We start from the raw sequence: 25419 nt of genomic DNA, 5'->3' as shown, positions 1-25419 counted from the left end.
TACAACAATGCCTTTAAAGTTGGTCAAAATGGTTTCAATATCTTCACGATTTATTGAGTTTCCTGTTGGATTATTTGGCGAACAAATGAAGATTAATTTCGTGTTTTTATCAATCGTTTCTGCAATCTTTTCCATGTCTAACTGGAAGTTTGGCAGCAAGCTTACTTTACGAATTTCTACATCATTAATATTGGCAGAAACTTCATACATTCCATAAGTTGGAGGGAGTACAATTACATTATCCTTTCCAGGATTACAAAATGCCCGAAACAATAAGTCAATTGCCTCATCGCTACCATTGCCTAAAAAGGTGTTTTCAATAGGCACACCTTTAATTTTGCTAATCGCATCCTTTAAATCTAACTGCAATGGGTCTGGGTAGCGGTTATAATTTGCAGGTAGGGGAGAGCCGTAGCTATTTTCGTTTGCATCTAAAAATACTGATGCCTGACCTTTAAATTCATCTCTGGCGGTAGAGTATGGTTTAAGGTTTTTTATATTTTCTCTAACTAAATCGTTAATGTCCATTTTTTTAAGGTAAAAGGTAAAAGGTAAAAGGTAAAAGGATAGGCATGTTGCCTCCAACTTCTACATTAAATCTTCTACTGTTTTCAATCTAACTGTAATTGCATTCTTGTGTGCCTCCAATCCTTCGGCTGATGCAAGCGTTTCAACAGTAGTACCAATGTTATTTAATCCTTTCGATGAAAGATGCTGAAAGGTTATCTTCTTAAGGAAAGCATCAGTTGAAACACCTGAATAGGCTTTAGCAAAGCCACTTGTAGGTAAAGTGTGGTTCGTTCCTGAAGCATAATCTCCTGCGCTTTCTGGAGTAAGGTTTCCTAAGAATACTGAACCTGCATTGATTATCAGCGGGATAAGATTTTCGAACTTGTCTGTCGCCAGAATCAAGTGTTCTGGTGCGTATTCATTAGAAAAACTCATCGCTATCCCGGTATTTTCAGCCAATATAGCATAAGAATTTTCGATTGCCTTTGCTGCAATTTCTTTTCTTGGAAGTATAGGAAGCTGATTTTCAATTTCTAATATAGTCTTTTCTATCATTTCTTTTGATGTAGCTACTAAAACTGACTGGCTATCAGTTCCATGTTCTGCTTGTGCAAGTAAATCGGCAGCTACAAATGATGGGTTTGCAGTATCATCAGCGATCACTAAAACCTCTGATGGACCTGCCGGCATATCTATGGCTACCTTGTTTTGAACTATTGTCTTGGCGCAAGTAACATAACGATTGCCCGGGCCGAATATCTTATAAACCTGTGGTACGGTTTCCGTTCCGAAAGCCATTGCTGCAATCGCTTGTGCACCTCCAGTTAGGTAGATTCTTTCTATACCTAAAAGCAGAGCGCAGTAAGCCAAATAACAATTTGTTTTACCATCATTTTGGGGGGGAGAACAAACTATAATTTCTCTACAACCGGCAATAATTGCAGGTGTAGCTAACATTAGAAAAGTGCTGGGTAAAACTGCGGTACCACCAGGAATATAAAGACCAACCTTTTCGATTGCCCTCGATTCTCGCCAGCAAACCACGCCTGGCATGGTTTCTATCTTTTCTTCAGCTTTTAACTGAGATTGATGAAATGTTTTGATGTTCTGATAGGCAATTTCGATTGCTTTTTTTGCATCAGTAGGAATACTTGATGCAATCTGTTTTAATTCATCAGCATCCAGATAGAGTTTTTCTAATTCTACTTTATCAAATGCTTTTGCAAAATTAAACAGTGCTTTATCTCCATCATTTTTTACCGTTTTGGTGATATCTGCAACACGCTCTTCAACTAGTTTATCGTCCTCAATTCGTCGCGAACAGAGTTCTTGAATTTTTGATTGAGATAAATCTGTATAATTATAGACTTTCAATGTGTTATAATTTTAAATTAACTAATAGTTAATAGTATTTTTCGGCTTTTTAGTTCTTTTCTAGGTGATTATTTTCTCAATTGGCATCACTAAAATCCCTTCTGCACCTGCAGCTTTTAAGCTGTTAATTTTATCCCAAAAATCTTCCTCAGCAATTACAGAATGAACGGCTACCCAGTTCGGTTCAAACAACGGAACTACTGTTGGACTTTTAACACCTGGTAGCAAATCAACAACTTTTTGTAGGTTATCTTTTGATACATTCAGCACCACATACTTGTTCGATTTTGCACTTAAAACTGAGCGGATTCTTTGCAACAATTCTGCAACTTCCGGGTTATCAATTATCGATTGATTACCGATTAAAACTGCTTCAGAATTCATCACATCGGCGAATGGTTTTAGTCCGTTACTTTTCAAGGTTCCGCCTGTAGAAACGATATCAAAAATCGCATCACTTAAGCCTAAACCTGGTCCGATTTCTACCGAACCTGATATGGTTCTGATGTCTGATTTTATTCCTTTTTCTGTTAAAAATTTTTCGAGAATTACAGGGTATGAAGTGGCAATTGCTTTACCGTTTAGGTCTTCTAATTTTTGGATTTCGCTCCCGGTTTGAACGGCGATTTTTAGGGTGCATTTTCCAAAGCCAAGGCGTTGTAAATATTCAACATTTGCTTTGGTTTCGGTTATTACATTTTCGCCAACAATTCCTAAATCGGCAATACCATCCTGAACGTATTCGGGGATATCATCATCGCGAAGAAAAAGAATTTCTAATGGGAAATTTGCAACAGTAGCAATTAAAGAGCTTTTATAGTTTTCGAAAGAAAGACCACAATTTTTTAATATTTCTACAGATTTTTCGTTTAACCTACCCGATTTTTGGATAGCAATTTTAAGTGTTTTCAAAGTATTGAATATAGAGTGTGCAAGAAATTATTCTACGGAAAAAAAGTTTTGAAGTACAAAACAAACATATCATATCGCCTAACGGCGATGATGCAAATGTAAGTGATGGTTCAAAGTTAATTTCATATATTTATTTCTGCCAATATCAATGCTTTAGCTGATTAGCGCTGGCAAATATAGTGTTTGAAATGGGAAATCAAAAAATAATGGCACTTAATTTGTCTTAATTGATTTTTTAAAATTGCTATATCTCTATTTCACAATAAATACTTACGTGTTGAAAAACTTTCGCTTTCTAATAATACTGGTTATTTTACTTGTTTCGGCGTGTGGATGGTTTAAACAACCACCTGAAATTGGGAAAGTACTTGCTGAACATTTTAATAATAAGATTTATAAAGATTTTGATACGATTGCTTACGACAGCGTTTTCGTGAAAACTTTGGATAGTTTGTCAGAATCCTTTACCAATCCGAAAACAATTAATGCTTTTTACACCGCAAATAAGAATGAGCCAAAAATGGTTACAAAATTCTACATCAGTGGGGAATTAGATTCCCTTGTGGAATTTCTTAATACGAGTGGTGCTCATGGTTTTAATCCTAAAATTTTTAAAATTGAAGAAATTAAAACGTTATTGGCTGAGCTGTCTGCCAATAAGATCAAAAAGGTAGAACAGAGTTATCCTCTTATTGCAAAGCTGGAGTTATTGTCAGCAAATGCCTACCTCAACTATAACAATTTCTTAAAATATGGAGTAGTAAATCCCAGAAACATATTTTCCAGATATTACATTAAGGTAAAGCGGCCGGATAGTGCGGGTATGATCAAGCTTTTGGGATCTGAGAGCCTTGTGGAAGAACTAAGGAATGTTCAGCCAAAATCAGCTCAGTATAAAGCTTTACAAGCCGCATATTTATCAGCCAGCAATGCCAACGAAAAGCGTATTTTGCTGCTAAATATGGAGCGTTTCCGCTGGGCGATGCCAGAAACCGGAAGCAACTTCGTACAGGTAAATATCCCCGATTTCAAACTTACATGGTTCGATGAACAAGATACGGTGATTTCGATGAAGGTTTGCGTAGGGGGCAAGCGTGAAAATGGTTACGAAGAAAAATTAAAAGCTTTTGCAAAATCAGGTAATCTGGATGATAAGCCGAAGAACCATGAAACCCCGATGTTATTCAGTAAAATTAATTCTATACAGGCAAATCCAGTTTGGAATATTCCGGTTAGTATTGCCCAAAGTGAAATTTACTGGATGGCGAGAAAGGATCGGTATTATCTATCCAACAGTAACATCAACGTTTATTATAAAGACAAATTAATCGGGGAGCCTGATACGATAAACTGGAGTAGATATTCGAGAGATAAGCTGCCATTTAAATTTAAACAAGGTTCCGGCGGCGGAAATGCATTAGGTAAATTTAAGTTTATTTTCGATAACAGCTCAAGCATCTACTTGCATGATACCAATAATAAAAATGGTTTCAACTTAGCCAACAGGGCAATTAGTCACGGCTGTGTGCGAGTTGAAAAACCGCTTGAATTTGCAGAGAAACTGGTTGGCGATAGCTATACCTACGATAAATTAAGAGCTGAAGTTGATTTGCCACCTGTTGACAGCACCCATAATAAATGGTACAAAAAACGTATGGCGGCAAAAGCAGATACAACGAAATCATTTCAACTAAAACCAGCTTGGTTTGGTCCAAAAAAAGCAGTTCCGCTTATTATTACTTATTTCACTGCATGGGCTCAAAATGGTAAAATCGAATATCGCCCTGATGTTTATCAAATGGATGAGAAACTATGGACAGCCATGAAAAAATTTAGATAAATGTTATTACTGCCAGTTAGAATTGGTTTCCCTGCTATATTCTAACTTTTTATTAATGTATACATCCCGAATTGATTTGTGTTTTTTGTTAGTGGATTTATATTTTGAAAACTTTTATTGCCTTCTTTTTTCCTGCACTTTTAATTTATTTTTTTATCACTCATAAGCCTAAGCCTTCAACTGGTGAACTGTTGGCTGAAAGTTTGCATGATGAAAAGTATTTGGCATTTGATTCCATTGCATTTGATTCAGTGTTCTCAGCGGAATTAAAAAACTTGTCTGCCAAATACGTGAATATTCATAAACTTAAAGCGTATTATGCCTCCACTGGCAACCAGCCAATCCTGATCAATAAGTACCTATCAAACAATGGTATTGATACCCTGTTGAGCTATCTTAAAACAAGTGGTGATCATGGCTTTAACCCAAATATATTTCACACTTCCGGAATTGAACAACTCATTAAAAAGCTAAGAGAGAATGACTTCAGTTCAGTTAAAGACAGCTATTCAACAATTTCAAGATTAGAAATCTTATCGGCCGACGCTTTGGTTCGATATACCAGTTATTTAAAATATGGGGCAATAAATCCGAAAGAAATCTTTAGCAGGTATTTCATCGACGTGAAGCGGCCAGATAGCTTTTTCATACCAAGTCTCCTAAATGCTGTCAATATCGTTGATACACTTTCAAGCTTGCAAGGTAAGTCTGCTCAATACAAGGCTTTACAAGAAAAATATCTCAATTCTAAGAATGATTCGATAAAAAAGGTATTGCTAATCAATATGGAACGCTTAAGGTGGGTGCTGCCTGATGTTGGCAAGCAGTTTATACAAGTTAATATTCCTGATTTTAGATTGGTTTTTTTCGACGGTAAAGATACCTTAACCGCTATGAAAGTTTGTGTAGGAGGCCCCAAAGATTTAGATTACGATGCGCAATATAAGGTGTTTGAAAAAACGGGTGATATAAAAGATAGACCGGAAAATAGAGAAACCCCAATGTTATTTAGCAACATTAAAAAATTATATACAAATCCAGTTTGGAATATTCCTGAAAGTATTGCCCAAACGGAAGTATATACAATGATCAGAAGAAGTTCTAATTATTTAAAGCGAAAAAATATAGCCGTTTATTACAAAAATAAGAAGATCGAAAACCCATCTACCATTAGGTGGTATAAGTACGATAGGAATAACTTCCCTTTTTTGTTTGTACAGCAGCCAAGCGATGACAATTCTTTAGGTCGGCTTAAATTTATTTTTCCAAACAGCAGTAGCGTTTATCTGCACGATACTAACTTTAAACAAGGATTTAAATTGAAAAACAGGGCGATAAGCCATGGTTGTATCAGGGTGGAAAATCCATTGAAACTTGCAGAACTTTTAGTTGTAGATACGGCAAAATATGATTCGATAAGAAAGGAACTAAGACTAAAGCCTTTACGAAATGCAGGCCAACCGGTTTCCAGCTTTAAAGCGGGGCAGGTGCCTCAAAAAGATTTAGTTCCGGTAAGGTTTAGCCCTAAAGCTGAAACACCCATTCTCGTCACTTATTTCACTGCGTGGTCGCAAAATAATAAAATCGAATACCGCCCTGACATTTATAAACTGGATGAAAAGCTTTGGGCGGCAATGAAAAAATATAGATTATAACTTAAATGTTATAAAAAAAAGGCAGGATTTTAACAGCCGAATTTGGATTTGAAATCCAAAATAATATATTTGTTATCAAACATTTAAACTATAGAAATCAAATTACAGGACAAAAAAATTAACGCTCAACCTACGTCGCTGTAACTAATCCTATCCCTATTATTTAGAAAATTGGTAGCTGCTTTATTAATTTAAAAAAGCTCTTTTTTCGCATCTCGTTGCATTTTTCAATGCGACATTGATGTCGTACATCTCATTTTTTTTATACACAAAAATTTAAATTAGCAATGGCAATCAATTTACAAAAAGGACAAAAAATTAATATTGGATTATCAAAAATCACAGTGGGTTTAGGTTGGGATCCGAACGAGGGCACCGGCTATGATTTTGACCTGGATGCATCAGCTTTTATGATTGATGCCAATCGCCTGATTCCAGCAGAAGAATACTTTGTTTTTTACGGAAATACAGATTCTCCTGATCAGGCTTTACACCATACCGGCGATGACCCGACCGGGGGAAACAGTGCTACAGGCGATGATGAAAGCATCCAGGTTGATTTATCAAAAGTTGACGATAGTATTCAGGAAATTCTTTTTGTGGTTACCATCCACGATGCGGTTACCCGTAAGCAAAATTATGGACAAGTCAGAAATTCCTATATCCGAATTGTTGACGATAGCACTGGAGAAGAAGTAGCCAAATATGAGTTAGGGGAGGATTTTTCTATCGAAACAGGTGTTGAATTTGGCCGCTTGTATAAACGAGACGGGCAATGGAAATTCGAAGCTTCAGGCATTGGTTATCGTGAAGATTTGTCTTTCTTCTTATCTAAATATTTCAAAGGTCAAATCATAAAATAAAATTCAACGCTCTGTATGGCTATAAATTTAGTTAAAGGTCAAACTATTGATCTTCGTAAAAATGATAAGGGCGAAGCTTTTGACCTATCAAAAGTAACCATGGGTTTAGGTTGGGATGTAAGGCAGAAAAATACTGGCTTCTTAGGCAAACTTTTTGGTCCTAAAGAAGAGGAATTCGATTTAGATGCCATTGCTTTCCTTTTAGATGGTAATGATAAAGTTTTAAATCTAGGTAGGACCATCAATCAAAACGGCCGGCAGGTTGGGCTTTTTGAGGGTGATGTGATTTTTTTCAATTCGATGAGACATCCTTCTGGTAACATTTGGCTTACAGGTGATAATAGAACCGGTGCCGGTGACGGAGATGATGAACAGATTATCGTAAAACTCGACTCGCTGGACAGCATCTATCAAAAAATAATTTTTGTAGTATCTATCTATCAGGGAAGACAAAATAATCAGCATTTCAGTATGGTTGAAAATGCCTTCATTCGAGCGGTTGATGCAAAAGGAAAGGAAATTACCCGATACACACTTTCTGGCGATGCAAGCCTAAACGGTATGTGCACAATGGTATTTGCCGAGGCCTACCGAAAAGATGGCGGTTGGAAATTCCGGGCCATCGGCGAGCCGCATCAAACAGATAGTTTTTTAGAGATTTTGAAAAAATACGTCGGTTAAATTATTCAAACCCCTACAAGCTTTCAAATATAAATACATTCAAATAACCAAATATGGCAATTAACCTGCAAAAAGGACAACGAGAGGCGATTAGTGCGCCACAATTTACAGTAGGACTAGGTTGGGATACCAATAGTTCATCAACCGGAAGTAGTTTCGATTTAGATACTTCGATATTTGTTTTAGGCGAAAATAAGCGACTGCTTTCTGATGCGCATTTTGTGTTCTATAACAACTTAAAAACACCTGATGGTGCGGTAGAACACACCGGCGATAATTTAACAGGCGATGGCGATGGCGATGACGAACAAATCAAGGTCGATCTCTCTAAAATTGGGGCAGATGCGTCTGAGATTTGTATTGTAGTAACCATACACGATGCCGAAAACAGGAGACAGAACTTCGGACAAATCAGAAACTCTTACATCAGAATATTTGATGGAACAAAAACTGAAATTCTAAAATATGAGCTGGAAGAAGATTTCTCGATAGAAACAGCGGTAGAATTTGGAAGAATTTATAAACGAAATAACGAATGGAAATTTGAAGCAGTTGGTGCAGGAATGAAGGATGGACTTGAATTTTTCCTGAATAAGTATAACTAAAATTAGACAAACAAATGGCTATTAATTTAACAAAAGGACAAAAGATTGATCTGCGTAAGGATACTGGAGCGAAATTGACCAGTTTCTGTGTCGGCGTTAACTGGGGCGCAATTGAAACTAAAGGTTTTTTAGGTTTATCAACCAATAAACAAAGTGTTGATTTGGATTTGAGTTGTATCCTAATCGATGAAAACAATAATTTATGCGATCATATTTATTCACCACTGTATAATATCGATTTCTTACAGCAATTTGGTTTACCAAAAGGAAAGCTCGTTTCTTTAGATGGTGCGTTGAGGCACACTGGCGATGATTTACAAGGTGATTCCGGAGGTGACGATGGCTTAGATAATGAAATTATTACAGTTGATTTATCGAAAATAGATCCTAAAATTTCGAAAATTTTCTTTTTCCTTAATAACGTTGGTCAAGAGGATTTTTCGCAAATCCCATACTCAAAAATCAGAATGTATGAAGGTACACCTACTCAGGTAAAAGAGGTGTTCGCTTCCTACAACGTATCGGCAGAGTCAAGTTATTCAGGTAAAAAAGCATTGATTTTGGGCAAGCTTTATAAACGTAACGACGAATGGAAGTTCGATGCCATCGGCGATCCGACACCAGATACTTTTTTGGGCCAAACCATTCACTTAATTATTAAATCTTACTTGTAATGAATATTAAAAACATCGAAGGGTTATCAGGCGATCAAATCAGAAGTTTGGTGGCGCAAGGCGGAAAATTTGTGATGTACAAATACTGCATTTCTGTTGTGGTGATGACATTTAACAACGCATCAGATTTCCATTTTATCCATCCGGGAAAAAGTAGAATTACCCCGGGTTTAGGCCATTTATTTACCAATTTGTTTTTAGGTTGGTGGGGAATTCCCTGGGGGCCTGTATATACCATCGGAAATATTGCTACCATATTAAAAGGGGGTAAAGATTACACCGCTGAAATTCTATCGCACATTAACCAGAATGATCCGACATATGGAACAGGCACCGGTTATAATATCCCCGGACAAAATAACGGCGGCAGCACTTATAATGTTCAAAATAACAATGAAACTGCTAACACCTACAACATCCCTCAATAAATTATGAGAAGATTACCCGTTTACCTATTGCTGGATACTTCAGGCTCCATGAGTGGAGAGCCAATAGAAGCTGTTAAAAATGGTGTTCAGGTAATGATTAGCTCCCTGAGGCAAAATCCGCAGGCCATTGAAACCGCTTTTTTAAGTGTAATCACATTTGATAGCGCTGCACAGCAAATTATTCCCCTAACCGATTTGGCATCATTCCAAATGGTAGATTTGAGAGCAACTGGGGTAACCGCATTGGGAGAGGCTTTAAAGCTAGTTTCGAACAGGATTGAAAATGAGGTAGCTAAAACTACAACGGAGCAAAAGGGCGATTGGAAGCCATTGGTTTTTATCATGACCGATGGCGTACCTACCGATGACTGGTTACCGGGGCTTGCTGAATTTAAGAAACAAAGGGTAGCCTTTACCGTAGCTTGTGCCGCAGGTTCTGGCGCTGATACTACCGTTCTGAAACAAATTACTGAAAATGTAGTAAGTTTAGATACAGCAGATTCGGCAAGCATTGGAAAATTTTTCCAATGGGTTACCGCATCCATTGGCGTTACCTCAACAAAAGTAGAAGATGCAGGGAAGGAAATAAGCTTATTAAAGGAACTTCCTCCGCCACCATCTGAATTAAATATTGTTGTTTAATCTAATTTTATGAGAAGATTACCTGTTTACTTTTTAATAGATACTTCCGGATCAATGTATGGGGAGCCTATTCAGGCACTAAACAATGCATTAAGTGGAATGGTCAATACCTTACGGGCTGATGCACAGGCATTGGATTCATTGTGGATTTCCATGATTACGTTTGATCGTGAAGTGAATGAAATCGTTTCGCTAACCGAATTGGCATCTTTTCAGCTTCCGGAAATCACTTGCCCACAAAGCGGACCCACGCATACGGGGCAAGCGCTACACATGTTGCACGAAAAAGTTCAAACCGATGTAATCAAAGGAAATGCTCAGCAAAAGGGAGATTGGAAGCCATTATTGTTTCTATTTACGGATGGGAAACCGAGTGATTTACAATTGTACCGGGAGATGGTACCTAAGATTAAGTCGTTAAACTTTGGTGCTATCGTAGGCTGTGCTGCTGGTCATTCGGCTAATGATGCCCTTTTAAAAGAGCTTACACCTGATGTGGTGCATTTGGATACAGCCGATAGCACTACTTTGAAACAATTCTTTAAGTGGGTTTCAGAAACCATCGAGCAAGGTAACAAAAGCCAGGGAACCGGAGAAAGCGTAACATTGCCACCGCCGCCAAGTGAAATTACAATGGTCATATAAATGGATGTACTCAGCATAATCAGTATAGCAATAACCATTATTGGCTTTATAGTTAAAATGGCTTCTGGCGAAGAAACAAATCATGATCATGCATATGAACAGCAAAGTTTCGATCCGATAGATCCTTTTCAGAAAGGCACTTTAGATGCAGTGGTGAATTGCTATGAATCTTTCAGGTTGTCAAATTTTAATGTTAATCATTTGGCGTTAGATTTGACAAATGCAAATCATGCCATGTTTACTTTACAGGCAACTAGATTGAAAGGTAACTGCCTTAACTTAAAAATTCAGTTTTTGGATGTGTTCGATAAAAAAGGTAAAAATGGTGAAACGAGAGAATTTCGCAATCATGTCACCACTTACTTTTCGGTAAATTATTTGGCAGATATTCAAAATGTAATGATTTATGGTTGCTCCAACTACAATCAAAGATTGGTAGAGCGTTATAAAGAGATTGCCAGCGAAATTCGTAATACAATCTCTACATGATTTTAGCCTTTAAAATTTTATTGAATATTCTGATTGTGGGATTATTTCTTTATTCGAAACTATTGCCGCATCACGATAAACTAAATAACCAATACAAAAGTGTTTTCAACCTGTTTCGAAGCATTTTTCAACCTGTTCTTCATTTCCTTAAAACATTAATAAAACCTTTTCAAGTAGGGCAAGGCTTGGCAGTTGATATGACACAGATTGTATTACTGATCGTGCTATTGCTATTAAACAACTATTTTTAATATGAGAAGATTACCCATTTACTTTTTAATAGATATTTCTGAATCAATGGTTGGAGATCAAATCCAGCAGGTTGAAGAGGGCATGGCAACTATTATTAAAGCCATCAAAACTGATCCTTATGCCATTGAAACGGTTTGGATTTCAATTATCGTTTTTGCCGGACAAGCTAAAACCCTTGTTCCATTACAGGAAGTGGTGAGTTTTTATCCGCCAAAATTCCCGATTGGTGGTGGTACTTCACTGAGTAAAGGGTTGGGGCATTTGATGTTTCAGATGCGGAAAGATATTGTTAAAACAACCATGGAGCAAAAAGGAGATTGGAAGCCAATCGTATTTTTATTTACTGATGGTGTTCCAACTGATGATACCAAAACAGCGATTGCAGAATGGAAACAAAACTGGCAACGTACAGCAAACATGGTGGCTATTTCCTTCGGCGATAGCACGGACACACGGGTGCTATCTGAACTGACAGAAAATGTGCTTCAATTTAAAAATGCCACAACAGAAGATTATAACAAATTCTTCAAATGGGTAACTGATTCCATCAAAACAAGTAGCATTAGTGTTGAAAACAACGAATCGGGCTTCGAACTGGCTAAGCTAGACGGAGATACAATCACGAAAATCGATATCTCTAAAGCACCGGCAAATACGCAATATATCGACAACAACTATGTAGTATTGGCGGCAAAATGCCAAAATACCAAACGACCATATTTAATGAAATACCGAAAGGTGATGAACGAATCGGGTTTTGAAGGGCTGAATCTGCAAACACAGGCTTATCGTTTGGTTGGTGGTTTTCAGGTTGATCAATCGTACTACGAATTTTGTGATGAAAACGGCATACAACAAAAAGTAAATAGTGAAGAACTGATTGGTGCGCCAGCCTGTCCTTGTTGTGGCAACCAGTTTGGTTTGGCGGTATGTGTTTGTCAAAAAATCCATTGTATCGGAAATGAACCCATGAGTACTTGTCCGTGGTGCGGTAATTTCGGAAGTTACGGCTATGGAGAAGGTGGTTTTGATGTTGGAAGAGCGCAAGGTTAAGCATGTTTGAAACTAAGCAATACCTGGAAAATTTGCTTAAAAGCAAAAATATCGAAGTTTCTTCCCGCAGGCAAGTTCTTTTTGAGCAATTTGCAAACGAAGAATTTAACGTTGAGACCGTAAAACTGATAAAAGAAAAGCAAAAGATAATGATGGATAAGTGGCTTTTGAAAAATAAAATCGAAGATGTTTTAGCAAAGCAGATAGTCATTCCAAATGCAACTGTTGGTAAAGCGTACCACGCTACTTTAGATTTTGAAGATCTGATTTTTGTGGAATTTGATAATCTAGAGCAGTATGGCTTAAGCTTTAACTTTGAATCAAAGACAATTGAAGGCGACCCAAGCCAAAACGGTGATTTCAAAATCAAAATGAAATTTAATGTTTTGGGTGAAGAGGATGACGTTGAGCCACATGTTAAAATACTTTCGCTGGTGATTAATGCCAATCCAAAATCCCTCTGGAAAAATATTCCGAGCGCCAATGGCAGAGATGCGGAATGGAAAATAGAAAATTTTTGGAAAGACGATCAAATGTCAGATTTTCAACCATTAGGAGATAAACACATCGTTGTTTCATCTAAACGTGGAAGAAGCCATGCCAATGTGGGCTCATTCAGAGAAGATGATTATGCCTTCAAACACTTTGAGAATAATGGCTGGAGCGTGGTTTGCGTAGCAGATGGTGCCGGTAGTGCTAAGTTAGCACGGCAAGGCTCAAAAATTGCCTGTGATGCTGTAATCGAATATTTTTCTGAAAATCTTCATGAGGAAAAACTGAATGAGTTTGACGAAATAATTTCCAATTACCACGATAAAGTTGGTGAAGATGCTTCAAAAAAGCTAAGCCATTTTGTTTACAATAATCTCTCGAAAGCAGCTCAGTTTGCACACCATAATATTGAAAAATTTGCAGCTCAAAGCGAAAACCCAATAAAGGATTTTCACAGTACACTGATCTTCGCACTGTTTAAAAGATACAATTTTGGCTATGCGGTGTTAACATTTGGTGTTGGCGATTGTCCGATAGGTTTGTTGAATAAAGATATGAGTAGTGTTAAACTCATGAACTGGCTCGATGTAGGCGAATTTGGCGGTGGTACCAGATTTATAACCATGCCTGAGATTTTTAACAGCGAAAAATTCTCTTCTAGATTCGGCTTCACATTAATCGAAGATTTCTCTTATCTTATGCTCATGACTGATGGTATTTACGATGCGAAGTTTATTGTGGAAGCCAATCTCGAAAAATTAGAAAACTGGAAAGCCTTTATTGATGATTTAAAAGGGAATAATGAAGATCAAGCTGCGGTTTCATTTGACTCTTCCAACCGAGAAATTGCCAATCAGTTATCAGCATGGATGGATTTTTGGAGTCCTGGTAATCACGATGATAGAACTTTAGCGATAATCTTTTAGCACGAAACGATGTCTATAATTACAGTAAAATCTTCATTAACGGGTAATTCCTACCAATATGTTGACAATGGCGACCCCAAAAGCGGAACCGCTAAAGATGTTTATTTTAGCCCCGATCGAAAGTATGTTGTAGCGATTTTCAAAGAGAAACAAGACTTTAATCAAAAAGAACGGTTAACTAAAATCGTAACCAAATATCTTCATCAAATCGAAAATAAGGAAGCAGGAAAATATTACCTCGATGAAATTTATCGCTGGCCGACAGATATTATTGAAACCAATAATAAAGTCGGAATTATTGTTCCGATTTATAACTCGAAATTTTTTTTCTCTAAAGGTTATTCATCAAGTGATTTAATTAAAGGAGAAGAAAAAAACGGGAAATGGTTTGCCGCCGCTAAATTTAGAAACCGGCAGTTTCCTTTAAGTTTAGATCAAACGGAACTGGGCAGGTGGCTAAATTATTTTCAAATTGGGGTTAACCTGGCCAGAGGAGTAAAGAAAATGCATCAAATGGGTCTTTCCCATTCCGACTTATCCTACAACAATGTATTAATTGACCCTTCAACCGGCTCCGCCTGCATGATCGATTTAGATGGTTTGGTTGTTCCAGGCATTTTTCAAGCCGAAGTAATTGGTACCGCCGATTTCATTGCGCCAGAAGTACTCGCCACCAAACATTTAGACAAAACTGATCCCGCAAGGAAATTGCCCAATCGTTTAACCGACTTACATGCTTTAGCCTGTTTAATTTATATGTATCTGCTTCATCGCCATCCTTTAAAAGGTGGAAAAGTACATGATTTAGATACGGAAAAAGATGACTTATTAAGTATGGGTGAAAAAGCTTTGTTCATCGAGCATCCTACAGATTTATCAAACCGGCCAAAGTTGAATCAGGTATCTAAATGGGATACCTATTGGGCTGACGTAAATAAAATCCCCTATACCATAACCGGCCCGTATCTAAAAGCTTTGTTTGATAAAGCCTTTATTGATGGTTTGCATCATCCCATGCAACGACCAACTGCGGAAGAATGGGAAATTGCATTGCTTAAAACAACTGATTTGATGCAGCAGTGCAGCAATATCTATTGTGAGCAGAAATGGTACGTTTTTGATAATACTTCCATCCCAAAATGTCCGTTTTGTGGTACCAGTCATAAAGGAACTTTGCCAATATTGGATCTATATTACCAATTTCAGCCATCTGTTTGGAAACCAGAAAATCATCGCCTGATGGTTTATAATAATCAATATCTTTTCCAATGGCATGTAGATAGGAATGTCATAAGAAATGAGAAATTAACCGCTGAACAAAAAGTACCGGTAGGTTATTTTACTTTTCATGAAGGAAAATGGGTATTAGTTAACCAAAAACTCACATCTTTGGTTGATAAAACCGAAGAAAAGGAAATCCCGATTGGATCAATGGTTGAGTTAACTCACGGAAAAAAACTTTTGTTATCTAAAGAAGATGGCGGAAGAGTAATTTTAGTAACGCTTGCAAATCAATAAATCAAAACTCTTAATAATGAATAATAACATGTTTGATCATCCACTGTTAATTGCAGGCTTTGCAATAGTGGTTGTTATAATGCTGATCATTGACTTAGGTCTGTTCAACAAGAAAAGCCATACCATTTCTAATAAAGAAGCCATCACATGGTCTATTGTATGGATTTCGCTGTCGATGATTTTTAGTGGTGCCGTTTATTATGTGCTTGGTTTTGATAAATTTACACAATTTCAGTCGGCTTATTGGATCGAAAAAGCACTTTCTGTAGATAATCTATTTGTATTTATTTTGGTGTTTAAATTTTTCGATGTAGCCAATGAAAACAAGCACAAAGTGCTTTTCTGGGGTATCATCGGTGCATTGGTATTAAGGGCTATTTTTATCTTTTCGGGTGCCTTCTTTATCGAATTAACCTACCTAAATAAAATTTTAAGCTTATTTGGCGTTGCCGGTTTTAAGTACGATATCAACATCATCATGACGCTTTTCGGTTTGTTTCTGGTTTACGCAGGAATTAAATCATGGTCGGCTGATGACGATGATGAAGACGAGGATTACAACAATACCCGGGGAGCGAGACTGGTGCGAAAGTTTTTTAGGGTGAGCGATAAATACGATGGCGACAAGTTCTTCACAATTGAAAATGGTGTGAAATTAGCCACGCCGTTGCTGGTTGTGGTAGCTGTTATAGAGTTTACCGATTTACTTTTTGCAGTCGATTCAATCCCGGCAATATTTGCGATTTCTAAAGATCCATTCATTCTTTATACCTCGAATATCTTCGCCATTTTAGGCTTACGTGCTTTATTTTTCTTATTGGATAACTTCATCCACTTATTCAGTAAACTCAAATACGGACTGGCCATCATCTTATCGTTTATCGGTATCAAAATGATTATCGCTCCATTTTTCCATATCGATTCAGTTTATTCATTGATCGTAATTGGAGGTGTATTAATCCTATCGGTTATTTTATCGATTATGTTTCCTGAAAAAGAAGAGGAGAAAATAGCTGAATAATTATTGTCAGAACGACATTATAGAAAGGCCAAAGAATAGTTAACTTTGGAAAGTTTTAATCGATCAGCTAAAAACTGGTCGATTATTTTTTTGAAAGAACACCATGCAGGAAACTCCAGAATTTAACCATCAGGCTGATATTGTAAATAGTGCCATCAGATTTATAAACTCTTGGTTTAAACAATCTAAAAGTATTACCAATGAGCTGAATGATTTTTTCATTCTTCCAGGAAATAAGATCCTGGGTAAAGACGTAATCATAGGGAGGCTAAAAGGTATTTTCGGTAAGTCTGACGAATATGTAGGTGGCCGGTTTGATATCATCGATGTTAACTTTGAAATGCTGAATGATGGAAAAGGGATGGGCTTTGTAGAAGGCGTTGCAGGTTATCGAGAGGTGATCGAAAAACAATCAAAAATTGTGAGTGGACCATTCAAATTGTATTTCGCTTTGCATAATGAAAGCTGGAAAATCGTAAATATTGAGTTTCCCGGTTTTGCTTATTAGAACGAGTTTATTACAATTGGGATTCGTCGCTTTCCATAATTTTTCTATCTTTGGTTTTTAATGAATTTCCTTTACCCGGGCTTTCTTTTCGCACTATTATCGGTTGCAATTCCGGTTATCATTCATTTATTTAATTTCCGAAAATTTAAAAAGGTTTATTTCTCAAATGTTCAGCTTTTAAAAGAGGTAGAACAGCAAAATTCATCGAAAGAGAAAATCAAAAACCTGCTGATTTTACTTTCCCGAATATTGGCAATCATTTTTCTGGTGCTGGCTTTTGCACAACCTTATATTCCCATTGCTGATCAAAAAAACGCAACATTAAACAACGCGGTAAGTATTTATATTGATAATTCTTACAGTATGGAAGCCATTAATAAAGATGGTAATTTGCTTGATGAAGCGAAAAGACGAGCGAAAGAGTTAGTGAAAGGTTTTGGAATGAATGACCGTTTTCAGCTATTAACCAACGATTTTGAAGGGAAATACCAGCGATTATTAAATGAAGATGAATTTTTGAAAGCATTAGATGATGTTAAAATTTCTTCTTCCAACAGAAACCTTCAGCAAATCTTAAATCGGCAGGAAAACATATTAACAGCTTCGGCCAATAAATACAGTTTTATCATTTCCGATTTTCAAAAGAATGTTTCCAATGGGAATAAACTTGAAACGAAAAACGATATCCAATATGCTTTCCTTAAATTAAATGCTACTACGTTGCCAAATGTGGCTGTAGATAGTGTTTGGATGCTTTCTCCTAATCATCAGCCAGGTGCAAGTGAGAAACTGGTGGTTCAGTTAAAAAATTATTCTGAGGAAGAGGCGAAAAATATTCCTTTAAAACTGACCGTAAATAATCAACAAAAAGGTTTAAGCTCGGCCAATATTCCAGCCGGGAAAACGATAAAAGATACTTTGAACTTCTCAGGGCTTCGGGCGGGTTGGCAAAAAGGTGTGGTTAGTATTAAAGATTTTCCGGTAACTTTTGATGATACCTTATCATTCAGTTTCAAAGTTGATCAAAGCTTGCCAGTGCTAAGTATTAATGGTGCAAGTGCAGGAAATTACATCAAAGCCTTATTTGCGGCAGATCCTTATTATAAACTCACCGAAAATGCAGAATCCAATATTAACTATAGCGGGTTTGGCAAATATGGTTTAATTGTTCTAAATGGATTGAAAAATCCATCAAGCGGTTTGGCACAGCAGTTAAAAACGTACTTAAAAGCTGGAGGCACGATTGCCATTTTCCCTGATCTGGATGCCGACATTCAGGTCTATAATGCTTTTTTAAGCGGATTATCATTACCGATTATTCAAGGCTTAACTAAAACGGAAACCAAAGTTGATCAAATTGATCTGCAGAACCCCATTTTCAAAACCGTTTTTGAGGAAATCCCTAAAAATCTCGATCTGCCTTTAGCCAATCGCTACTTCTCTTTTATAGAAAATAGTTCGGCCAACAAAGAAAATATTCTCACGCTGCCCGGAAGAAAACTTTTTTTTGCTAAATATGGTGTGGGAAATGGCTCAGTTTACTTATCTGCTACAGGTTTAAATACAGCGGATGGAAATTTAGCAAGACATCCGGTTTTTGTGCCGTTAATGTACCGTTTGGCATTAAACTCAGGAGATGAAAGCACACTTTATTACCAACTTGGAAATGATAACGCTTTGGCCAGTAAAAAAATTAGCCTGGGTAAAAACCAAACCTTAAAGTTGAGTGCTAAAAGTTTCGAGGCCATTCCCGAAATTAGGCAGGCCGAAGGTAAAACTTTAATTTATGTTGCAGATCAGATTAGAAACGGCGGTTTTTACGACCTCAAGTTAGCCGATTCTCTAATGTCGGTTTACGCTTTCAATACTGGAAGATCAGAGTCTGACATGCATTACTTGAGTAAAACAGAATTAAATAATCTAGCAGGAAAGCGCAATCTCAAAATATTTGATGCCGATAAAGATGCGGTAAAATTAATGGCAGGCGCCAATAAAATCGGTCAAACTTTATGGAAACTTTGTCTAATTTTGTCGCTGATTTTTATTGCAGCAGAAATCCTGCTCATCCGATTTTTTAACAACCCTAAAAAAACAATATGAATCTCCTAGTTAAAAATGTAACCATTGCCGATCCGCAAAGTAATTTCAATAAGCAACAATGCGATGTAAGGGTAGTTGATGGTAAAATTCAAAACATAGGTAAATTATCTGCTGAAAAAGACGAAACTGTATTCGATGGTCAGGGCTCATTTCTATCGCCTGGTTTTTTCGATTTAAATTGCGTAGCCGGCGATCCTGGTTTTGAAACCAAAGAAGATATTCAGACTCTAACAGCAACGGCAAAAGCCGGAGGTTTTACAGGTTTAGCACTTTTACCGCAAACCAGTCCGGTTGTTCAATCGAAATCGCAGGTGGAGTACATTATCAATAAAGCAAAAAATAACCTGGTTGATGTTTATCCGGTTGGCGCTATCAGTCAAAATCGGGAAGCCAAAGAACTTGCTGAACTTTTTGATATGCAGCAGGCAGGCGCTGTAGCGTTTTCTGATGGCGATAAGTCTTTGCAGGATGATGGCTTTATGAGTAGGGCGCTTCAGTATGCGAAAGGTTTTGATGCTTTGCTTATGGTGTATCCGGAGAATAAATCCATTGCAGGAAAATCGCAGATTAACGAAAGTAAAAACTCTGTGCTTCTAGGGATGAAAGGTTTACCAGCCCTGGCGGAGGAAATGCATATTGCCCGAGATATTTTTTTAGCGCAATACAATGAAACGAAAATCCACATCAGCAATATTTCTACAGCAGGCTCGGTGGCGCTGATCCGCAAGGCGAAAAGAGATGGTGTTCAGGTTTCCTGTGATGTGACTGCACACCATTTGGTTTTTACGGAAGAGTTGCTGGCCGATTTTGACAGCAATTATAAAGTGAAACCACCGTTGCGTAGCAAAGCTGATGTAAAAGCACTTATCGCAGGTTTAAAAGACGGAACGATTGACGCCATTACTTCGCAACATCGTCCGGAGGAAATAGAATTTAAAAATGTGGAATTTGAAATTGCACATTACGGCATCATTGCATTACAAACTGTGCTTCCTTTGCTGTTAAAAGCTGGGTTAGATGCTAGTTTAATCGCAGAAAAGGTGGCGATTAACCCACGGAAATTACTAAATTTAAATGTTCCGGTAATTGCAGCGGGTGCTGAAGCAAATTTTACAGTTTACAATCCGAATGAAAAATGGTTGTACAATTTAGCGAGCAATAAATCTAAATCTGCTAACAGTCCGCTGTTAGGAACAGAACTTACCGGAAAAGTAACGTTAGTTTATAATAATAGTCAAATTTTTCAAGATTAAAGATCAAAGAACAAAATCAATAATAAGTAGCAGAAAAGATAAACAACCATACGAGAATTGTAATTATGCCAATGTTCTTTAATCTTTGTTCTTTCGTTTTTGCTCCTTCAAATTTTAAAATATGGATAACAGAGTAAAAAAAGCGCTTGTCGCTTCGCTAAATAAATACGCCGAAGTTTCGGCAATAAATGTGGATGGTTTTGAAACAGAGTTAGTTGCAGCTTTTGAACTTGATGCTAACTTTTTGGATAAAGCAACTGCTTTTGATGCCGTTTTTGATTCGCATTCCAAATTTGAAGAACTACGTGAAGTATTCTTTGATTTATTGATGGTTAACTTTTTTAGTAGTGATGTTCAAAAACTGGAAGATGATTATCTCGAAAGTGATGAATGGGCAAACATCGAAGAAGAAACGATTGATAGAGGTACAGAACTTCTTAACCTGCTTTTATACATCAAGGAGTGTAAGGATGAAGATATTGAACCGGAGTTAGGCGATTTCTTAAAAGAGTTTTTATTGGTTGAAGATGATGAATTTCAAGATGAGTTTGAAATTTATGAAGAGATGATCAGCAATCAACAACTTGCTGAAAGTAGTGTAGAAGAGATTTGTAAAACAGCTCCAAGCTTAAACATCAGCGAAGAGATGCAGGAATTATTTGTTCCTTTTATGGTATTTTTCCTTGATGTAGAGGGGAGTGCAACCACGACAAAAGAAATAATTCAGTTTAGCAGTAACAAATCGTTCGATTCTGCTACTTATATATTAATTACAACAATCAATAACTAAATTAAAAACGATGGACAAAAGTGCTCTAATTTCCAAACTATCTCTAAAGTATGGTTTCATACTTGCAGCTGTATCGGTGATAATATCCCTTACGCTTCATTTTGTTAATCCGGTAATGCTTTACACTAATTTTGCCTTGCCGTTCATTATTCTAATTGTGTTTATTGTTTTGCTGGTTTTTGTCGGCATTACCATTCGAAAAGAGATAGGTGGTTTTTGGACATTTGGAGAGGCTTTTAAATCCTATTTAATCATTGCGTTAATCTTGGCTCTTGTTTCTGTTTTGTACAATGTGTTGTTAATGACTGTAATCGATCCGGATTTGCCTTCAAAAGCGGCTGCTGCAATTGCCGATTCTCAGCGGGCTATGATGGAAAAATTTGGAATGGCATCTGAACAAATTGACGAAGCATTGGAAAAAGCTGGTAATATGGAAGAAAAACTTGCTCCCACATTTAAAAATTCGTTTACCAGTTTCGGAGTATCTTTGGCCATGTATGGGGTTTTATCATTAATCCTTGCTGCGATTTTAAAGAGAAAAGAACCCACTACTTTTAACACTTTTCCTAAAGAAGGTTAATCTGTTTTTATAAAATTTCGAACGTGCAGGTTTTATCATTTAATTTGATGAAATTTGCACGTTTTATTTTAAAAGAGTTTGTTGATAGATTTTAAGTCTTGATACTAGATACTCAAATCTTGATACTCATAAATGGATATATCAGTTGTAGTACCCTTATTTAACGAAGATGAATCGCTGCCCGAGTTAACGGCATGGATTGATAAAGTGATGGTTGAAAATAATTTCAGTTATGAAATTGTTTTAGTTGATGATGGAAGTACAGATCAATCTTGGGCAGTTATTGAGTCATTAAGATTACAAAACCCAGCAATAAAAGGTATCAAATTCAGAAGAAATTATGGTAAATCTGCGGCCTTAAATGTTGGCTTCGAGGCCACTCAGGGCGATGTGGTAATTACCATGGATGCTGATTTACAGGATAGTCCAGATGAGATTCCAGAACTGTATCGTCGCATTAAAGAGGAGAAGTTAGACCTGATTTCAGGCTGGAAAAAGAAACGTTACGATCCGATCACCAAAACCGTACCTACAAAACTGTTCAATGCAGCCACCCGCAAAATGAGCGGAATCGAGCTTAACGATTTCAACTGTGGTTTAAAAGCATACCGTAGCGATGTGGTTAAAACCATCGAAGTTTATGGAGAAATGCACCGTTATATTCCTGTAATTGCAAAATGGGCAGGTTTTAATAAAATTGCTGAGCAGGTTGTAGAACACAGGGCCCGCAAATACGGCACAACCAAGTTTGGTTTCAGCAGATTTATCAATGGCTTCTTAGATTTACTATCCATCTTTTTCGTAGGGAAATTCGGTAAACGTCCAATGCACTTTTTCGGCTCATTGGGTGTGTTAAGCTTCTTCTTAGGTATCATCATGTCGCTATATGTTCTTGTAGAAAAGCAGGTGCTGATCTGGAAAGGTTTAGCTTATCGAGATGTTACACAGCAACCTTTGTTCTATTTGTCTTTAGTAGCCATCGTAGTCGGCTCACAAATGTTCCTCGCAGGCTTTATTGCGGAGTTACTATCACGTAATGCGCCAGAAAGAAATCAATATTTAATAGAAAAAGAATTAAAATAAACAGAAAGAATAAGGCTAATAGCTTTATTCTTTCCGCTTTCAGCTCCAAGAAATGTTTTTCTCTATCATTATTCCACTTTATAATCGTCCGCAGGAAATTGACGAACTTTTGTATACATTAACCAAGCAAACGTATCTACAGTTTGAAGTTTTGGTTATAGAAGATGGTTCAAAAAATGATGCAAAAGCGATCGTAGATTCTTATCAGGATCAACTTGATATTAAATATTATTTCAAGGAAAATGCAGGACAAGGATTCGCCCGAAATTATGCCTTTGAAAGGGCAAATGGCGACTATTTCATCATATTCGATTCAGATATTCTTGTACCGCCAGATTATTTGGAAATTGTAAAAAACTATCTTTATGAACATCATCTGGATGCGTATGGTGGTCCGGATGCAGCACATGATAGTTTTACGCCGGTTCAGAAAGCAATCAGTTATGCTATGACTTCTCCTTTTACTACAGGTGGAATTCGCGGCAACAAAAAGCATGTCGGGCAGTTTCATCCACGTAGCTTTAACATGGGCGTTTCCCGTCAGGCCTGGGAGAAAGTTGGGGGCTTTATCCTGACCAGGTTAGGCGAAGATATCGAGTACAGCATCCGAATCCATGAAGCCGGGTTTAAAATCGGATTAATTCCGGAAGCAAAGGTTTATCATAAACGCCGTACCAGCTTCAGCCAGTTTTACAAGCAATTACATTTTTTCGGTCGGGCAAGAATTAACATTTACAAACACTTTCCCAAAGAATTAAAGTTGGTTCACTTTTTCCCTGCAGCCTTTACCTTATTTGTTGGCTTCACGATATTGTGCAACTTAATTTACCCACCATTGGCTTATGTTTGTAACTTTCTGGTATTGATTTACTTTTTGTTGATATTTTTTCATTCCTGGGCTGTAAATAAATCGTTAAAAGTTGCATTTTTGAGCATTATATCTTCGTTCATCCAACTCACCGCTTATGGTTTAGGCTTTATTCAGGACCTGTTTAAAAGAGTAGTGTTTAATGGAGGCAATGGAAAATAGAAAAGGATCAGTAAAAAATTGGAAATAACTTTAAGCGAGTGGAATAAATCCAAACTTGTGTAAAGAACTAAAACCAAGTACTAACCAATTAAAAACTAAATGATTAATTATTTAAAAGAAAGTACATTTGCCGTCAACGATGTGATCCAAAAGGCATGGGGCATTACCAGAAAGCATTATTTTTCTATTGCTACGCTGTGTTTTTTAATGTTCATCACTGCCAGTGCGTCAAGTTTAATGGCTTTCTTTATTAAGGATGTAAGCAAAATCCTTAGTGTAGTAATGGCCATTATTTTCGTTTTTCTCTATTTCACCATCAACCTCTCGTTGTTTAAATACATCTTTCATTTGATGGATGATGAGGATAATGATGTGAAAATTGTAGATACCTTACCAACAAGACAACAAATTATTCGTTTCCTTATTGCAACGTTATATTTTGTTGCATGTGTTTTCGGGGTTTACCTGGTTGTAATTCTTGTGGCCTTTCCATTTATTTATACCGGAATTAATATTGATGTTGTCAAAAATGTGGCTATCTCTGTGGGCATTATAGCAATATTTATTACCTGGTTGCGCATTTCTTTTTTTCCGTTTTTTATTATCGATAGAAATTCTGCTCCGTTTGAATCGATTAAATTAAGCCTTGCAATAACAAAAGGAAACTTTACCAAGATTTTATTGTTGCTATTGGTGCTTGGAGGCGGGTATTTAATCTATTTATTATTCAATCTCTTACATTGGCCGTTTGTGGCTTTCATTGTAAATATTTTGAGCTCATTTATTATTGTGCCTTTATCAAGCGTAGCTTTAACGGTAGCTTATCGTAAAATTGCAGGTGAGTATAAGGGAGATGAGCATCCAGATATTCTTCATAATATCGTCTAGCGGAAAGCATTCTATCATTTAATCATCCAAAATTCAATCATTTAATATGGGATTAAAAGCATGGTTAAGTAAACCTTTTGCAGCATTCGCGGTTTGGAACATCAATAAATGGAAGAACAATGCTGTTAATGCTCAACACAGAATACTTACTAATCTCGTTCGTACGGCTCAACAAACTGCATTCGGGAAAGATCATCAGTTTTCGGAAATTAAAAACTACGATGATTTCAGAAAACATGTTCCGATTCAGGATTATGAAGGATTAAAGCCTTATGTAGACCGCGTGGTAGCTGGTGAAGCCAATGTACTATGGACAGGCAAACCGCTTTATTTTGCTAAAACTTCGGGAACCACTTCTGGCGTAAAATATATTCCACTTTCTAAAGAATCTATGCCGGAGCACATTAAAGCTGCCCGAAATGCTATTTTAACTTATATCAATGAAACGGGCAAAGCCGATTTTGTAAATGGAAAGATGATCTTTCTGCAAGGCAGCCCGGTGTTAAGCGTAAAAAATGGCATTAACGTTGGCCGTTTATCGGGTATAGTTGCACATCATGTTCCGGCTTATCTACAGAAAAACAGGCTGCCGTCTTATGAGACAAAT

26 protein-coding genes are annotated in these 25419 nt (G+C 37.0%); 23 read left to right on the top strand and 3 right to left on the bottom strand.

Features of this window, described 5'->3' with window-relative positions; translation table 11 throughout:
- The 3 genes from ON09_RS11625 to hisG all read right to left on the bottom strand — a co-directional run.
- Positions 1–528 (bottom strand): aminotransferase class I/II-fold pyridoxal phosphate-dependent enzyme (locus ON09_RS11625; protein WP_010601242.1); only part of this gene is annotated, 528 nt, incomplete at its 3' end.
- A gap of 60 nt (positions 529–588) precedes the next feature.
- The gene (gene hisD / locus ON09_RS11620) at positions 589–1884 is read right to left on the bottom strand and encodes a histidinol dehydrogenase (RefSeq protein WP_010601241.1); all 1296 of its coding nucleotides are present in this window, start codon (positions 1882–1884) and stop codon (positions 589–591) included.
- Positions 1885–1944: 60 nt separating this feature from the next.
- Entirely contained in the window at positions 1945–2796 is an 852-nt protein-coding gene (gene hisG / locus ON09_RS11615) for an ATP phosphoribosyltransferase (protein ID WP_010601240.1), read from the bottom strand.
- A 274-nt stretch (positions 2797–3070) separates the two neighbouring features.
- Between hisG and ON09_RS11610 the strand changes: the two genes are divergently transcribed.
- The 23 genes from ON09_RS11610 to ON09_RS11495 form a co-directional block, all read left to right on the top strand.
- The gene (locus tag ON09_RS11610) at positions 3071–4636 is read left to right on the top strand and encodes a L,D-transpeptidase family protein (RefSeq protein WP_394358222.1); all 1566 of its coding nucleotides are present in this window, start codon (positions 3071–3073) and stop codon (positions 4634–4636) included.
- Positions 4637–4740: 104 nt separating this feature from the next.
- Positions 4741–6291: a L,D-transpeptidase scaffold domain-containing protein gene (locus ON09_RS11605; RefSeq protein ID WP_010601238.1), complete on the top strand. Its 1551-nt coding sequence runs from the start codon at positions 4741–4743 to the stop codon at positions 6289–6291.
- A gap of 287 nt (positions 6292–6578) precedes the next feature.
- Positions 6579–7154, top strand: coding sequence for a TerD family protein (locus ON09_RS11600; protein ID WP_010601237.1), 576 nt, complete (start codon positions 6579–6581; stop codon positions 7152–7154).
- A gap of 15 nt (positions 7155–7169) precedes the next feature.
- Positions 7170–7835 (top strand): TerD family protein, encoded by a 666-nt coding sequence (locus ON09_RS11595; RefSeq protein ID WP_010601236.1) that lies wholly within the window; start codon positions 7170–7172, stop codon positions 7833–7835.
- A 53-nt stretch (positions 7836–7888) separates the two neighbouring features.
- Positions 7889–8440 (top strand): TerD family protein, encoded by a 552-nt coding sequence (locus ON09_RS11590; RefSeq protein WP_010601235.1) that lies wholly within the window; start codon positions 7889–7891, stop codon positions 8438–8440.
- A 14-nt stretch (positions 8441–8454) separates the two neighbouring features.
- Positions 8455–9114, top strand: a complete 660-nt coding sequence (locus ON09_RS11585; protein ID WP_010601234.1) for a TerD family protein — start codon at positions 8455–8457, stop codon at positions 9112–9114.
- Positions 9114–9542: a hypothetical protein gene (locus ON09_RS11580; RefSeq protein WP_010601233.1), complete on the top strand. Its 429-nt coding sequence runs from the start codon at positions 9114–9116 to the stop codon at positions 9540–9542. The genes ON09_RS11585 and ON09_RS11580 overlap by 1 nt, the downstream gene beginning before the upstream one ends.
- A 3-nt stretch (positions 9543–9545) precedes the next feature.
- Positions 9546–10184: a vWA domain-containing protein gene (locus ON09_RS11575; protein ID WP_010601232.1), complete on the top strand. Its 639-nt coding sequence runs from the start codon at positions 9546–9548 to the stop codon at positions 10182–10184.
- A gap of 9 nt (positions 10185–10193) precedes the next feature.
- Complete coding sequence (locus ON09_RS11570) at positions 10194–10829, top strand: vWA domain-containing protein (RefSeq protein WP_010601231.1); 636 nt, start codon at positions 10194–10196, stop codon at positions 10827–10829.
- The gene (locus tag ON09_RS11565) at positions 10830–11318 is read left to right on the top strand and encodes a hypothetical protein (protein ID WP_010601230.1); all 489 of its coding nucleotides are present in this window, start codon (positions 10830–10832) and stop codon (positions 11316–11318) included.
- Between the two features lie 252 nt (positions 11319–11570).
- Positions 11571–12623 (top strand): TerY-C metal binding domain-containing protein, encoded by a 1053-nt coding sequence (locus tag ON09_RS11555; protein ID WP_010601228.1) that lies wholly within the window; start codon positions 11571–11573, stop codon positions 12621–12623.
- A 2-nt stretch (positions 12624–12625) separates the two neighbouring features.
- Positions 12626–14041, top strand: coding sequence for a PP2C family serine/threonine-protein phosphatase (locus tag ON09_RS11550; protein ID WP_010601227.1), 1416 nt, complete (start codon positions 12626–12628; stop codon positions 14039–14041).
- 9 nt (positions 14042–14050) lie between these two features.
- Positions 14051–15559 carry a helix-hairpin-helix domain-containing protein gene (locus ON09_RS11545; protein ID WP_010601226.1) on the top strand — a complete coding sequence of 503 codons (1509 nt, stop codon included), beginning with the start codon at positions 14051–14053 and terminating at the stop codon, positions 15557–15559.
- A 16-nt stretch (positions 15560–15575) separates the two neighbouring features.
- Entirely contained in the window at positions 15576–16580 is a 1005-nt protein-coding gene (locus tag ON09_RS11540; RefSeq protein WP_010601225.1) for a TerC family protein, read from the top strand.
- Between the two features lie 103 nt (positions 16581–16683).
- Complete coding sequence (locus tag ON09_RS11535) at positions 16684–17088, top strand: hypothetical protein (protein WP_010601224.1); 405 nt, start codon at positions 16684–16686, stop codon at positions 17086–17088.
- Between the two features lie 60 nt (positions 17089–17148).
- Positions 17149–19188 (top strand): vWA domain-containing protein, encoded by a 2040-nt coding sequence (locus tag ON09_RS11530; protein ID WP_010601223.1) that lies wholly within the window; start codon positions 17149–17151, stop codon positions 19186–19188.
- On the top strand, positions 19185–20441 hold the full coding sequence (locus ON09_RS11525; protein ID WP_010601222.1) for a dihydroorotase: 1257 nt from the start codon (positions 19185–19187) through the stop codon (positions 20439–20441). The genes ON09_RS11530 and ON09_RS11525 overlap by 4 nt, the downstream gene beginning before the upstream one ends.
- 121 nt (positions 20442–20562) lie before the next feature.
- Positions 20563–21231, top strand: coding sequence for a hypothetical protein (locus ON09_RS11520; RefSeq protein WP_010601221.1), 669 nt, complete (start codon positions 20563–20565; stop codon positions 21229–21231).
- 10 nt (positions 21232–21241) lie between these two features.
- Positions 21242–21811 (top strand): DUF4199 domain-containing protein, encoded by a 570-nt coding sequence (locus tag ON09_RS11515; protein ID WP_010601220.1) that lies wholly within the window; start codon positions 21242–21244, stop codon positions 21809–21811.
- Between the two features lie 132 nt (positions 21812–21943).
- Complete coding sequence (locus tag ON09_RS11510; RefSeq protein WP_010601219.1) at positions 21944–22894, top strand: glycosyltransferase family 2 protein; 951 nt, start codon at positions 21944–21946, stop codon at positions 22892–22894.
- Between the two features lie 52 nt (positions 22895–22946).
- The gene (locus ON09_RS11505; RefSeq protein WP_010601218.1) at positions 22947–23924 is read left to right on the top strand and encodes a glycosyltransferase; all 978 of its coding nucleotides are present in this window, start codon (positions 22947–22949) and stop codon (positions 23922–23924) included.
- Positions 23925–24023: 99 nt separating this feature from the next.
- Complete coding sequence (locus tag ON09_RS11500; RefSeq protein ID WP_029204291.1) at positions 24024–24812, top strand: hypothetical protein; 789 nt, start codon at positions 24024–24026, stop codon at positions 24810–24812.
- A 46-nt stretch (positions 24813–24858) separates the two neighbouring features.
- Positions 24859–25419, top strand: a 561-nt coding sequence (locus tag ON09_RS11495) for a GH3 family domain-containing protein (RefSeq protein WP_010601217.1), incomplete at its 3' end; no start/stop codon positions are given.

The organism is Pedobacter agri PB92 (genome assembly GCF_000258495.1).
GTDB lineage: Bacteria > Bacteroidota > Bacteroidia > Sphingobacteriales > Sphingobacteriaceae > Pedobacter > Pedobacter agri.
The sequence above is the reverse complement of the archived record's forward strand: the minus strand, read 5'-3'. Positions and strand labels throughout refer to the sequence as shown.